Source organism: Candidatus Competibacteraceae bacterium (assembly GCA_016699715.1).
Classification (GTDB): Bacteria; Pseudomonadota; Gammaproteobacteria; order Competibacterales; family Competibacteraceae; genus Competibacter.
Window position 1 is genome coordinate 1972473 of sequence record CP065007.1, and the last position, 10888, is coordinate 1983360.

General features: G+C 61.1%; 18 protein-coding genes. All 18 read right to left on the reverse strand.

Translation table 11 applies throughout. The annotated features are described in order from the left end of the window. Nucleotides 1-3: 3 nt before the first annotated feature. Entirely contained in the window at nucleotides 4-543 is a 540-nt protein-coding gene (gene rplE, locus IPM89_08785) for a 50S ribosomal protein L5 (protein QQS53029.1), read from the reverse strand. A 10-nt stretch (nucleotides 544-553) separates the two neighbouring features. Further along, the gene (gene rplX / locus IPM89_08790) at nucleotides 554-871 is read right to left on the reverse strand and encodes a 50S ribosomal protein L24 (protein ID QQS53030.1); all 318 of its coding nucleotides are present in this window, start codon (nucleotides 869-871) and stop codon (nucleotides 554-556) included. Nucleotides 872-889: 18 nt separating this feature from the next. Then, nucleotides 890-1258 carry a 50S ribosomal protein L14 gene (rplN, locus tag IPM89_08795; protein QQS53031.1) on the reverse strand — a complete coding sequence of 123 codons (369 nt, stop codon included), beginning with the start codon at nucleotides 1256-1258 and terminating at the stop codon, nucleotides 890-892. A gap of 70 nt (nucleotides 1259-1328) precedes the next feature. Then, complete coding sequence (gene rpsQ / locus IPM89_08800) at nucleotides 1329-1589, reverse strand: 30S ribosomal protein S17 (protein QQS53032.1); 261 nt, start codon at nucleotides 1587-1589, stop codon at nucleotides 1329-1331. Next, on the reverse strand, nucleotides 1586-1780 hold the full coding sequence (rpmC, locus tag IPM89_08805) for a 50S ribosomal protein L29 (GenBank protein QQS53033.1): 195 nt from the start codon (nucleotides 1778-1780) through the stop codon (nucleotides 1586-1588). Before rpmC ends, rpsQ begins: the two co-directional genes overlap by 4 nt. Next, on the reverse strand, nucleotides 1780-2193 hold the full coding sequence (gene rplP, locus IPM89_08810; protein ID QQS53034.1) for a 50S ribosomal protein L16: 414 nt from the start codon (nucleotides 2191-2193) through the stop codon (nucleotides 1780-1782). Before rplP ends, rpmC begins: the two co-directional genes overlap by 1 nt. Before the next feature lie 67 nt (nucleotides 2194-2260). Then, on the reverse strand, nucleotides 2261-2944 hold the full coding sequence (gene rpsC, locus IPM89_08815; GenBank protein QQS53035.1) for a 30S ribosomal protein S3: 684 nt from the start codon (nucleotides 2942-2944) through the stop codon (nucleotides 2261-2263). A 13-nt stretch (nucleotides 2945-2957) separates the two neighbouring features. After that, nucleotides 2958-3287, reverse strand: a complete 330-nt coding sequence (gene rplV / locus IPM89_08820) for a 50S ribosomal protein L22 (protein ID QQS53036.1) — start codon at nucleotides 3285-3287, stop codon at nucleotides 2958-2960. A 12-nt stretch (nucleotides 3288-3299) separates the two neighbouring features. Then, complete coding sequence (rpsS, locus tag IPM89_08825; GenBank protein QQS53037.1) at nucleotides 3300-3572, reverse strand: 30S ribosomal protein S19; 273 nt, start codon at nucleotides 3570-3572, stop codon at nucleotides 3300-3302. 76 nt (nucleotides 3573-3648) lie between these two features. Then, nucleotides 3649-4476, reverse strand: coding sequence for a 50S ribosomal protein L2 (gene rplB, locus IPM89_08830; protein QQS53038.1), 828 nt, complete (start codon nucleotides 4474-4476; stop codon nucleotides 3649-3651). A 44-nt stretch (nucleotides 4477-4520) separates the two neighbouring features. Then, nucleotides 4521-4817, reverse strand: coding sequence for a 50S ribosomal protein L23 (rplW, locus tag IPM89_08835; GenBank protein QQS53039.1), 297 nt, complete (start codon nucleotides 4815-4817; stop codon nucleotides 4521-4523). Further along, on the reverse strand, nucleotides 4814-5440 hold the full coding sequence (rplD, locus tag IPM89_08840; protein ID QQS53040.1) for a 50S ribosomal protein L4: 627 nt from the start codon (nucleotides 5438-5440) through the stop codon (nucleotides 4814-4816). The genes rplW and rplD overlap by 4 nt, the downstream gene beginning before the upstream one ends. A gap of 9 nt (nucleotides 5441-5449) precedes the next feature. After that, the gene (rplC, locus tag IPM89_08845) at nucleotides 5450-6094 is read right to left on the reverse strand and encodes a 50S ribosomal protein L3 (GenBank protein ID QQS53041.1); all 645 of its coding nucleotides are present in this window, start codon (nucleotides 6092-6094) and stop codon (nucleotides 5450-5452) included. Nucleotides 6095-6170: 76 nt separating this feature from the next. After that, nucleotides 6171-6485 carry a 30S ribosomal protein S10 gene (gene rpsJ, locus IPM89_08850; GenBank protein ID QQS53042.1) on the reverse strand — a complete coding sequence of 105 codons (315 nt, stop codon included), beginning with the start codon at nucleotides 6483-6485 and terminating at the stop codon, nucleotides 6171-6173. A gap of 5 nt (nucleotides 6486-6490) precedes the next feature. Beyond that, the gene (gene tuf, locus IPM89_08855) at nucleotides 6491-7681 is read right to left on the reverse strand and encodes an elongation factor Tu (protein ID QQS53043.1); all 1191 of its coding nucleotides are present in this window, start codon (nucleotides 7679-7681) and stop codon (nucleotides 6491-6493) included. Nucleotides 7682-7734: 53 nt separating this feature from the next. Then, nucleotides 7735-9834: an elongation factor G gene (gene fusA / locus IPM89_08860; GenBank protein QQS53044.1), complete on the reverse strand. Its 2100-nt coding sequence runs from the start codon at nucleotides 9832-9834 to the stop codon at nucleotides 7735-7737. Between the two features lie 17 nt (nucleotides 9835-9851). Then, nucleotides 9852-10322 carry a 30S ribosomal protein S7 gene (rpsG, locus tag IPM89_08865; protein QQS53045.1) on the reverse strand — a complete coding sequence of 157 codons (471 nt, stop codon included), beginning with the start codon at nucleotides 10320-10322 and terminating at the stop codon, nucleotides 9852-9854. 33 nt (nucleotides 10323-10355) lie between these two features. Next, nucleotides 10356-10730 carry a 30S ribosomal protein S12 gene (gene rpsL, locus IPM89_08870; GenBank protein ID QQS53046.1) on the reverse strand — a complete coding sequence of 125 codons (375 nt, stop codon included), beginning with the start codon at nucleotides 10728-10730 and terminating at the stop codon, nucleotides 10356-10358. Nucleotides 10731-10888 lie beyond the last annotated feature (158 nt).

Consider the following 10888-nt stretch of genomic DNA (forward strand, 5'->3'; position numbering starts at 1 on the left):
TCCTCAGTTCCGAAACGGGAAATTGAACGCGGCCAGTAGCGCGCGCCCTTCTTCGTCGGTCCGCGCGGTCGTGGTGATCGTGATATCCAGACCGCGGATAGCATCGATCTTGTCGTAGTCGATCTCGGGAAAAATGATCTGCTCGCGCACACCCAAGCTATAGTTGCCGCGACCGTCGAAAGCACGGGCGCTGAACCCGCGGAAGTCGCGAATGCGCGGGATGGCCACATTCACCAACCGATCCAGGAACTCGTACATCCGGTCGCGTCGCAGCGTCACCTTGCAGCCGATTGGCCAACCGGCTCGAATCTTGAAGCCGGCGATGGACTTGCGCGACAGGGTGACGATCGGTTTCTGTCCGGCGATCTGAGCCAAGTGGCTGGTCGCGTGCTCCATCACCTTCTTGTCGGCGACCGCCTCGCCAACCCCCATGTTCAGGGTAATCTTGGTGATGCGTGGCACTTCCATGACATTCTGATAGCTGAATTGCTCGCGCAACCGCAGCATCACCGTTTCGCGATAATAGTGTTGCAGTCGGGCCATAACCGTCTCCTCAGGCATCCACGACTTCATTATTGGATTTGAAGTAGCGCACCTTGCGGCCGTCCTCCAGGATCCGGAACCCGACCCGGTCGCCTTTCTTGGTGGCCGGATTGAACAACAGTACATTAGAGCTATGAATCGCCGCTTCACGCTCGACGATGCCGCCAGCCACACCGCGAGATGGGTTGGGCTTGGTGTGCCGCTTGATCAGGTTCACACCGGCCACAAGCACACGGTCGTCGTTCACCACTCGCATCACTTTGCCGTGCCGACCCTTGTCCTTACCGGCGATGACGATCACTTCATCGTCTTTTCGAATTCTGCGCATTACCGCCTTCCTCCTGCCTCACAGCACTTCCGGCGCCAGGGAAATAATTTTCATGAACCGCTCGCCGCGCAACTCGCGGGTCACTGGCCCGAAGATACGGGTACCGATCGGTTCCAGCTTGTTGTTGAGCAGCACCGCGGCATTGCCGTCGAAACGGATCAGCGAACCGTCTGGCCGCCGTACGCCCTTGCGGGTGCGGACCACCACGGCGTTATAAACTTCGCCCTTGCTGACCTTGCCGCGAGGAATCGCGTCCTTGACGCTGACCTTGATGACATCACCAATATGCGCGTACCGGCGGTGGGACCCTCCCAGCACCTTGATGCACATCAGCCGGCGGGCGCCGCTGTTGTCGGCGACATCCAACATCGTTTGCATCTGAATCATGGTTCTACATTCCGTTCACGGATTTTGGAAAAGACTGCCGTGTCGAGCGCCCCCGGCCCGGTCGCGGCGGCTATTGCGCGTGCCGGACCACATCGACCAACATCCAGGATTTGGACTTGGACAAAGGCCGGCATTGTTTGATGGTCACCATGTCGCCCTCGTGGCACTGATTGTGCTCGTCGTGCGCGTGGAGCTTGGTGGTCCGACGAATGTACTTGCCGTAGACTGGATGTTTGACCAAGCGCTCAATGGCCACCGTGATGGTCTTGTCCATCTTGTTGCTCGTCACGCGCCCGGTCAGGGTGCGCTCCACCTGATTTTCCGCCGTCATGCCTGGCCCGCCTTTTCGCTCAACACCATTTTGACCCGCGCCATATTGCGTCGCACCTGTTTGAACAAATGAGACTTGCTCGCCTGGCCAGTGGCCTTCTGCATCCGCAGGTTGAACTGCTCGCGCAGCAGTGCCAGCAGTTCCTGTTTCAATTCATCCGCGCTCTTGCGCCGCAGTTCGCTCGCATTCATCACATCACCGTTCGGGTCACGAAGACCGTCCGCACGGGGAGTTTGGCCGCCGCCAGGCGGAATGCCTCGCGGGCGATGGCTTCGGACACCCCTTCCACTTCATACAGCACGCGGCCAGGTTTGATCCTGGCCACCCAGTACTCGACATTGCCCTTACCGCTACCCATACGCACTTCCAGCGGCTTCTTGGTGATGGGCTTGTCTGGGAAAATGCGAATCCACACCTTGCCGCCACGCTTGATATAGCGATTAATGGCTCGACGAGCAGCTTCGATCTGGCGGGCGGTCAACATCCCACGGGTCGTGCATTTCAGCCCGTACTCGCCGAAACTGACGTGAGTACCGCTGGTGGCAACGCCGGTGTTGCGCCCCTTGCGCTGCTTGCGAAATTTGGTTCTTTTCGGCTGTAACATGTTCTGTCTCGTTTATAAACAAGGAACTCCGCGGCGCGGCGCGGAGTTCCGCAACAACCCCAGACGTTCAACCGGCCGCCGCCTTCTCGAGCTTCGCCTCGCCCTGCCGGTCGAATCCGAACACTTCGCCCTTAAAGATCCAGACCTTGATGCCGATCACCCCGTAGGTGGTCCTGGCTTCGGCGAGGCCGTAATCGATATTGGCACGCAGGGTATGCAGTGGCACCCGCCCTTCACGAGTCCATTCGCTACGGGCGATTTCAGCTCCGTTCAACCGACCGGAAACTTGTATCTTAATCCCTAGCGCCCCCAAACGCATAGCGTTGGCAACCGTGCGCTTCATTGCCCGGCGGAACATGATACGCCGCTCCAGCTGCTGGGCCACACCTTCGGCTACTAGTTGAGCATCCAGCTCCGGCTTGCGGATTTCCTCGATATTGATCTGCAGGTCCTTGACCTCCAAACCCATCATCCGGGCAACTGCCTTACGCAGCGCCTCAATGTCCTCGCCTTTCTTACCAATCACCACACCCGGACGGGCGGTGTGGATGGTGATGCGCGCCAACCGAGCCGGCCGCTCGATCTGAATCCGGCTGACCGAGGCATTGGCCAGCTTCTTCTTCAAGAATTGACGCACCCGCAGATCGGTTTCCAGCAGATCGGGATAATTTTTGCTCCCGGCGTACCATTTGGAGGTCCAGTCGGAAGAGATTCCCAGCCGTATCCCCGTAGGGTTGACTTTCTGACCCATATCGTTCTCGCTCCTACTCGGCTACGGTCACGGTGATGTGGCTGGTGCGCTTGACGATGCGGTTGCCGCGACCTTTGGCCCGGGCATGCATTCGCTTCAGCAGCGGGCCGCCATCCACGCAGATGGTAGCCACCTTCAACTCGTCGATATCGGCGCCCTCGTTGTGCTCGGCGTTGGCGATAGCCGACTCCAATACGCTTTTGATCAGTTGGGCCGCCTTCTTGTTGCTGAAGGTCAAAACTTGCAGCGCTCGATCCACCGGCAGACTGCGAATCTGGTCGGCCACCAACCTGGCCTTTTGCGGCGAGATCTGGGCATTCTTCATGACAGCGACAGCTTGCATCGGCTCGCCTCCTTACTTGGACTTTCTGTCGGCCGCATGGCCGCGATAGGTGCGGGTAGCGGCAAACTCGCCCAGCTTGTGGCCCACCATGTTCTCGCTGACCAGAATCGGCACATGCTGGCGGCCGTTATGCACGGCGATGGTCAGCCCGATCATATCCGGCAAAATCATCGAGCGCCGCGACCAGGTCTTGATTGGTCGCTTGGTATTGGTGGCAACCGCCTGCTCCACTTTTTTAATCAAGTGAAGATCGACGAACGGCCCTTTTTTAATCGAACGTGGCACCTTAACTTATCCTCTTGGTTGCATGCCCCCGGTTCGGCGGGGCGACCGTCCAGCTTCGGGCCGGACGGTCCTTGCATTATTTCGCCTTTCGCCGGCGCACGATGAGCTTGTCGGTGCGCTTGTTCGAGCGGGTCTTATAGCCCTTGGTCGGTACACCCCACGGCGATACCGGATGCCGACCGCCCGAGGTACGACCTTCACCACCGCCGTGTGGATGGTCCACCGGATTCATGGCCACGCCGCGCACGGTGGGTCGAACGCCCACCCAACGCTTGGCGCCGGCCTTGCCCAGCGAGCGCAGGTTGTGTTCCTCGTTGCCAACTCCGCCGACGGTGGCCTTGCAGTCCACATGGACCTTGCGAATCTCGCCGGAACGCAATCGCAAGGTCGCGTAAGTGCCTTCGCGAGCGACCAACTGCACCGTTGCACCGGCGCTACGAGCCAATTGCGCACCCTTTCCAGGCCGCAGCTCCACGCAATGCACCTGACTGCCGACCGGAATATTCCGCAACGGCAAGGCATTACCCGGTTTGATCGGCGCCGCCGGCCCAGACATCAGCGTAACGCCGACGCCGACCTCACGCGGCGCGATAATGTAGCGGCGCTCGCCGTCGGCATACAGCAACAGCGCAATATGCGCACTGCGGTTCGGATCGTATTCGAGCCGTTCGACCCGCGCCGGGATGTTATCCTTGTCACGCTTGAAATCGACCAGCCGGTAATGCTGCTTGTGGCCACCTCCCTGGTGCCGGGTCGTGATGCGGCCTGTATTGTTACGACCGCCATGGCGGCTCTGCTTTTCCAGCAGCGGCGCATAGGGTCGGCCCTTGTGCAAGTTCGGGTTGACGACTTTGACTACAAAGCGCCGACCGGGCGAAGTCGGTTTGGTTTTGACGATAGGCATGGGGTTTCACCTTTTATTCATATAGCGGGGCGGCGAGCGCTCGATCACTCCGCCATCATGAAGTCGATTTCATTGCCGGCTTCCAGGGAAACGTAAGCTTTCTTCCAATCCGAACGCCGCCCGAAGGTAGACCCGAAACGTTTGCGCTTACCCTTGACGTTGAGGACCGTAACGCCCTTGACCTTGACCTTGAACAGCAGCTCCACCGCATCCCGGATTTCCGGTTTGGTGGCATCCGGGATCACCTTGAATACCACTTGGTTGTATCGCTCGGCGACCCGGTTACTTTTTTCCGAAACATGCGGGGCCAGCAGAATCTTCAGCAGCCGTTCCTGGTTCATGCCAACCACTCCCCGACGCGCTGCAACGCGCCCGCTGTCATCAATACCTTCTCGGAACCCACCAGGCTAACCGGGTCCAGGCCAATCACATCGCTCACCGCCACGTCGGGCAGGTTGCGCGCCGACAAACACAGATTAAGATCGACGTTTTCGGTCACCATCAGCACGCGGCCTTGATCGGCCAAATCCAGCGCCCGCATCCGCGCGAGTATGTGCTTGGTCTTGATTTCCGGAACATCCAGCGCATCCACCACCAGCAACCGGTCCTGGCGCAGCAGTTCAGAGAAAATGGCGCGCATGGCGGCGCGGTACATCTTCCGGTTGACTTTCTGCGAGTGATCCTGTGGTCTGGCCGCGAAGGTCACGCCGCCGCCTCGCCATAATGGACCGCGGGTGGTACCGGCGCGGGCGCGGCCGGTCCCCTTCTGTCGAAACGGCTTGGCACCGCCGCCGCTGACCTGGGCACGATTTTTCTGCGCGCGGGTACCGGCGCGGGCACCGGCCAGATAGGCCACCACCACCTGATGCACCAATGCCTCGTTGAACGGCCGCGCAAAGGTCTCATCGGCGACCGTGAGTTGGCCGGCCGCCGCGCCGCTCGCGTTCTTGACCTGAAGTTCCATATCGCCTCCTTACCGACGCGCCTTCACGGCGGGCCGAATCATCACATCGCCGCCCTTGGCTCCGGGCACCGAACCCTTGATCGCCAACAAATTGCGCTCGGCGTCCACTCGAACCACTTCCAGATTCTGGGTACAGCGTTGCGCCGCGCCGAGGTGACCGGCCATCTTCTTACCCTTGAACACCCGACCCGGGCTCTGATTTTGGCCGATGGAACCGGGGGCACGATGGGACCGTGAGTTACCGTGAGTGGCGCGCTGGCTGCGGAAATGATGGCGTTTGATGGCGCCGGCGAAGCCTTTGCCGATCGTGGTGCCGGTCACGTCCACCTTCTGACCGACCTGAAACAAATCCACCTTGAGTTCGGCGCCCACATCAATCCCGGCACCCTCGTCCTCCGCCAGACGAAATTCCCACAGACCACGGCCCGCCGCGACGCCAGCCTTGGCGAAATGACCGACCATGGGCTTGGTCACCCGGCTGGCGCGACGGCTACCGACCGTCACTTGCAGGGCACGGTACCCGTCGCTTTCCTCAGTCTTAACCTGCGCGACGCGGTTGGGCTCGACTTCAATCAGAGTGACGGGAATCGAGACGCCTTCTTCCGTGAAAACACGAGTCATACCGGCCTTGCGGCCGATGAGTCCAATTGCCATTTTTATTTCCTCTACCTAATCACGACTTCAAGTCAGAGGAGGGGAAGGCCGCCCCTCATGACCCGGGCTTGAACGCCTAGTTGAGCTTGATCTGCACGTCCACACCGGCGGCGAGATCGAGCTTCATCAGCGCGTCGACCGTCTTGTCGGTGGGATCAACGATATCCATCAACCGCTTGTGGGTGCGCAACTCGTACTGATCGCGAGCATCCTTGTTGACATGCGGCGAGACCAGCACCGTGAAGCGTTCGATCTTGGTCGGCAGCGGGATGGGACCGCGAACCTGGGCACCGGTACGCCGGGCGGTCTCGACGATTTCCCGCGCCGACTGATCGATCAGTCGGTGATCGAACGCCTTGAGGCGGATGCGAATACGTTGGTTGGTGCTCATGGCGCTCACTCGATCACTTTAGCGACGACACCGGCGCCGACGGTGCGCCCACCCTCGCGAATGGCGAAGCGCAGGCCCTCGTCCATGGCGATCGGCGCGATCAGACTGACCACGATCCGCACATTGTCGCCGGGCATCACCATTTCGATCCCTTCGGGCAGGTCGACCGAGCCGGTGACGTCGGTGGTGCGGAAGTAGAATTGCGGCCGGTAGCCCTTGAAGAAGGGTGTGTGCCGCCCGCCTTCTTCCTTGCCCAGTACGTAGACTTCGGCTTCGAACTGAGTGTGTGGGGTGATGGTGCCGGGCTTGGCCAGCACTTGGCCGCGTTCGACGTCGTCCCGCTTGGTGCCGCGTAGCAGAACCCCGACGTTGTCGCCGGCTTCGCCCTGGTCCAGCAGCTTGCGGAACATTTCGACGCCGGTGCAGATGGTCTTGACCGTGGGCCGGATGCCGACGATGGCGACTTCCTCGCCGACCTTGACCTTGCCCCGTTCGATGCGGCCGGTGACCACCGTGCCGCGCCCGGAGATCGAGAAGACGTCTTCGATCGGCATCAGGAAGGCTTTGTCGATTTCGCGCTGTGGTTGCGGAATGTAGACGTCCATGGCGTCGACCAGTTTGACGATCGAGGGTTCGCCAATGTCGCTTTGGTCGCCTTCCAGGGCCTTGAGCGCGCTGCCGGTGATGATGGGGACGTCGTCGCCGGGGAAGTCGTAGCTGCTGAGCAGTTCGCGGACTTCCATTTCCACCAGTTCCAGCAGTTCGGCGTCGTCGACCATGTCGGCTTTGTTGAGGTAGACCACGATGCACGGGACCCCAACCTGACGCGCCAGCAGAATGTGCTCGCGGGTCTGCGGCATCGGGCCGTCGGCGGCCGAGACCACGAGGATCGCGCCATCCATCTGCGCGGCGCCGGTGATCATGTTCTTGATGTAGTCGGCGTGCCCGGGGCAGTCGACATGGGCGTAGTGCCGCTTGGGCGATTGGTATTCGACGTGGGCCGTGGCAATGGTGATGCCGCGCGCCTTTTCTTCCGGCGCGGAGTCGATCTGGTCGTAGGCTTTGAATTCTCCACCAAACGCCGTCGCCATCACCCGCGTGATCGCCGCCGTTAGCGTGGTCTTGCCGTGGTCTACGTGGCCAATCGTCCCGACGTTGACGTGCGGCTTGCTGCGCTCAAACTTTTCTTTGGACACCGTGCTCACTCCATCCGATTCAAATCTTCAACAACCGTCTTCAGCAAAACGCTTCAGGAGGCTTTCTTAATGATCGTCTCCGCGATATTGGCGGGGGCTTCGTTGTACTTGGCGAATTCCATGGAATAGGTCGCGCGACCCTGAGTGGCCGAACGCAGATCGGTGGCATAACCGAACATCTCGGCCAACGGCACTTCGGCGCGGATGACCTTGCCCGACGGCGAATCGTCCATCCCCTGGAGGATGCCGCGACGACGGTTGAGGTCGCCCATCACGTCACCCATGTAATCCTCGGGGGTCACCACTTCGACTTTCATGATCGGCTCCAGCAGCACCGCGCCGGCCTTGAGGGCGCCCTCCTTGAAACCCATCGAACCGGCAATCTTGAAGGCCATTTCGCTGGAATCGACCTCGTGGTAGGAACCATCGAAGATGGTAACCTTGACATCCACCACGGGATAGCCGGCCAGCACGCCCTTCTCCATCTGCTCCTGCACGCCCTTATCCACCGCCGGGACGTATTCGCGAGGCACCACGCCACCGACGATAGCGTTAACGAACTCGTAGCCGTCACCGGGCTCGCGCGGTTCCAGCCGTAGCCAGACATGGCCGTACTGACCGCGCCCGCCGGACTGGCGCACGAACTTGCCTTCCTGCTCTACCGTCTTGCGGATGGTTTCGCGGTAGGCGACGCGCGGCTTGCCGACGTTGGCGTCCACCTTGAATTCGCGCTTGAGGCGGTCGACGATGATCTCCAGATGCAATTCGCCCATGCCGGAAATGATGGTCTGACCCGACTCGGGGTCGGTGTGAACCCGGAACGAAGGATCTTCCTGCGCCAGCTTGCTCAGGGCGATGCCCATCTTTTCCTGATCGGCCTTGGTCTTGGGCTCGACCGCCACCGCGATTACCGGCTCGGGGAATTCCATCCGCTCCAGAGTAATCACTTGGTCGGCGCTGCACAGAGTGTCACCGGTCGTCACGTCCTTCAGGCCGACGCAGGCGGCAATGTCGCCGGCGCGGATTTCCCTGATTTCTTCGCGACTGTTGGCATGCATCTGCACCAAGCGACCGATGCGTTCGCGCCGGCTCTTGATCGGGTTGTAAACCGAGTCGCCGGAACTGACCATACCGGAATAGCAGCGAATGAAGGTCAAAGTACCGACGAAGGGGTCGGTGGCGATCTTGAAGGCCAGCGCCGCGAACGGGGCACCGTCGTCGGCCAACCGTTCACCCTCGCTTTCGGCGGCGTCGTCCAGCACGCCCGTGACCGGCGGCTTGTCGATCGGCGACGGCAGGTAGCGCACCGCCGCGTCCAGCATCGCCTGCACACCCTTGTTCTTGAAGGCTGACCCGCACAAGGCCGGCACGATCTCGCCCTTGATGGTCCGGGCGCGCAATCCGGCGTGGATCTCGTCCTCGCTCAACGGCTCGCCTTCCAGGTACTTTTCCATCAATTCGTCGGAGGACTCGGCGGCGGCCTCGATCATTTTCTCGCGCCAGGCATCGCAGGCGGCTTGCATCTCGGCGGGAATGTCGCCGTATTCGAATTTCATGCCGAGGCTGTCTTCGTCCCACCAGACCGCCCGCATCTTGACCAGATCGACCACACCCTTGAATTTATCCTCGGCGCCGATCGGGAGTTGCAGCGGCACCGGATAGGCGCCCAGGCGATCCTGGAGTTGCTGCACCACCCGCAGGAAGTCGGCGCCGGCGCGGTCCATCTTGTTGACAAACGCCAGTCGCGGCACGCCGTATTTGTTGGCCTGCCGCCAAACGGTTTCGGATTGCGGCTCCACCCCACCCACCGCGCAGAACACCGCGCAGGCGCCATCCAGCACCCGCAGCGAGCGCTCGACCTCAATGGTGAAATCAACGTGACCGGGCGTGTCGATGATGTTGACGCGGTGTTCCTCGAACTGGCCGGCCATGCCATGCCAGAAGCAGGTGGTCGCGGCGGAGGTGATGGTGATGCCACGCTCCTGCTCCTGCACCATCCAGTCCATGGTGGCGGCGCCATCGTGCACCTCGCCCAGCTTGTGAGAGACGCCTGTGTAGAACAGGATGCGCTCGGTCACGGTCGTCTTGCCGGCATCAATATGGGCCATGACGCCGAGGTTGCGATAGCGCTCGATGGGGGTTTTGCGGGCCACAACTTAATCCTCGCGACTTACCAGCGATAATGGGCGAAAGCCTTGTTGGCTTCCGCCATGCGGTGTACGTCTTCCCGCTTCTTGACGGCGGTGCCGCGACTGTCGGCGGCATCCAGCAGCTCACCGGCCAGGCGGCGGGCCATGGATTTCTCGCCGCGCTTGCGGGAAGCGTCGATGAGCCAGCGCATGGCCAGGGCAGTCCGCCGCACCGAGCGCACTTCCACCGGAACCTGGTAGGTGGCGCCGCCGACCCGACGGGATTTGACCTCGACCACCGGCCGAACGTTGTCCAGCGCCTGCTCTAGCAGGCCCATCGGATCGTCCTTGCCCTTTTCGGCCATGGCATCAAGCGCGCCGTAGACGATCTTCTCGGCCACGGACTTCTTGCCGCGCTCCATCATCATATTGACGAACTTGGCCAACATCTCGCTCCCATGCTTGGGATCGGGGAGAATGACGCGCTTGGGAACTTCTCTTCTTCTCGGCATAACCGCCTCAGTCGCAATCTGCTAAAGCAAAACTCAGGATTTGGGCCGCTTGGCGCCGTACTTGGAGCGCCCTTGGCGTCGCTTGGTGACACCCGAGGTGTCCAGGCTGCCACGCACGATGTGGTAGCGCACACCGGGCAGGTCCTTGACGCGACCACCGCGGATCAGCACCACCGAGTGCTCCTGCAGGTTGTGGCCTTCGCCACCGATGTAACTGGTCACTTCCTGACTGTTGGTCAGACGCACACGTGCTACCTTACGCAGCGCGGAATTCGGCTTCTTCGGCGTCGTCGTGTAGACACGCGTGCAAACGCCGCGCTTCTGCGGGCAGCCTTCGAGCGCCGGGACAGTGCTCTTGGTTTTGTCCCTGACGCGCGGCTTGCTTACCAACTGGTTAATTGTGGCCATTGCCCCTTACTCCAGATAAGGCTTTGAAATTCGCTCGATACTAGCGGCGGGCCCGCGCCGGTCGAACACCCAGGCCCACAAAGAGGCGGAACTATAGGCAGGGAGGTCACTTATGTCAAGTTCGGTCATGGACCATGCCTGAACCCGCGTGAGTCTCA

What these genes read in the sequence shown, in the direction of transcription:
- rpsJ (QQS53042.1), bottom strand. Translation starts at nt 6,485, where the DNA reads ATGAGCACCAACCAACGTATTCGCATCCGCCTCAAGGCGTTCGATCAC.
- rplB (QQS53038.1), bottom strand. Translation starts at nt 4,476, where the DNA reads ATGCCTATCGTCAAAACCAAACCGACTTCGCCCGGTCGGCGCTTTGTA.
- rplD (QQS53040.1), bottom strand. Translation starts at nt 5,440, where the DNA reads ATGGAACTTCAGGTCAAGAACGCGAGCGGCGCGGCGGCCGGCCAACTC.
- rpsQ (QQS53032.1), bottom strand. Translation starts at nt 1,589, where the DNA reads ATGACGGCGGAAAATCAGGTGGAGCGCACCCTGACCGGGCGCGTGACG.
- rplV (QQS53036.1), bottom strand. Translation starts at nt 3,287, where the DNA reads ATGCAAGCTGTCGCTGTCATGAAGAATGCCCAGATCTCGCCGCAAAAG.
- rplN (QQS53031.1), bottom strand. Translation starts at nt 1,258, where the DNA reads ATGATTCAGATGCAAACGATGTTGGATGTCGCCGACAACAGCGGCGCC.
- rplE (QQS53029.1), bottom strand. Translation starts at nt 543, where the DNA reads ATGGCCCGACTGCAACACTATTATCGCGAAACGGTGATGCTGCGGTTG.
- rpmC (QQS53033.1), bottom strand. Translation starts at nt 1,780, where the DNA reads ATGAATGCGAGCGAACTGCGGCGCAAGAGCGCGGATGAATTGAAACAG.
- rpsG (QQS53045.1), bottom strand. Translation starts at nt 10,322, where the DNA reads ATGCCGAGAAGAAGAGAAGTTCCCAAGCGCGTCATTCTCCCCGATCCC.
- rplX (QQS53030.1), bottom strand. Translation starts at nt 871, where the DNA reads ATGCGCAGAATTCGAAAAGACGATGAAGTGATCGTCATCGCCGGTAAG.
- rplP (QQS53034.1), bottom strand. Translation starts at nt 2,193, where the DNA reads ATGTTACAGCCGAAAAGAACCAAATTTCGCAAGCAGCGCAAGGGGCGC.
- rplW (QQS53039.1), bottom strand. Translation starts at nt 4,817, where the DNA reads ATGAACCAGGAACGGCTGCTGAAGATTCTGCTGGCCCCGCATGTTTCG.
- rpsL (QQS53046.1), bottom strand. Translation starts at nt 10,730, where the DNA reads ATGGCCACAATTAACCAGTTGGTAAGCAAGCCGCGCGTCAGGGACAAA.
- rpsC (QQS53035.1), bottom strand. Translation starts at nt 2,944, where the DNA reads ATGGGTCAGAAAGTCAACCCTACGGGGATACGGCTGGGAATCTCTTCC.
- rplC (QQS53041.1), bottom strand. Translation starts at nt 6,094, where the DNA reads ATGGCAATTGGACTCATCGGCCGCAAGGCCGGTATGACTCGTGTTTTC.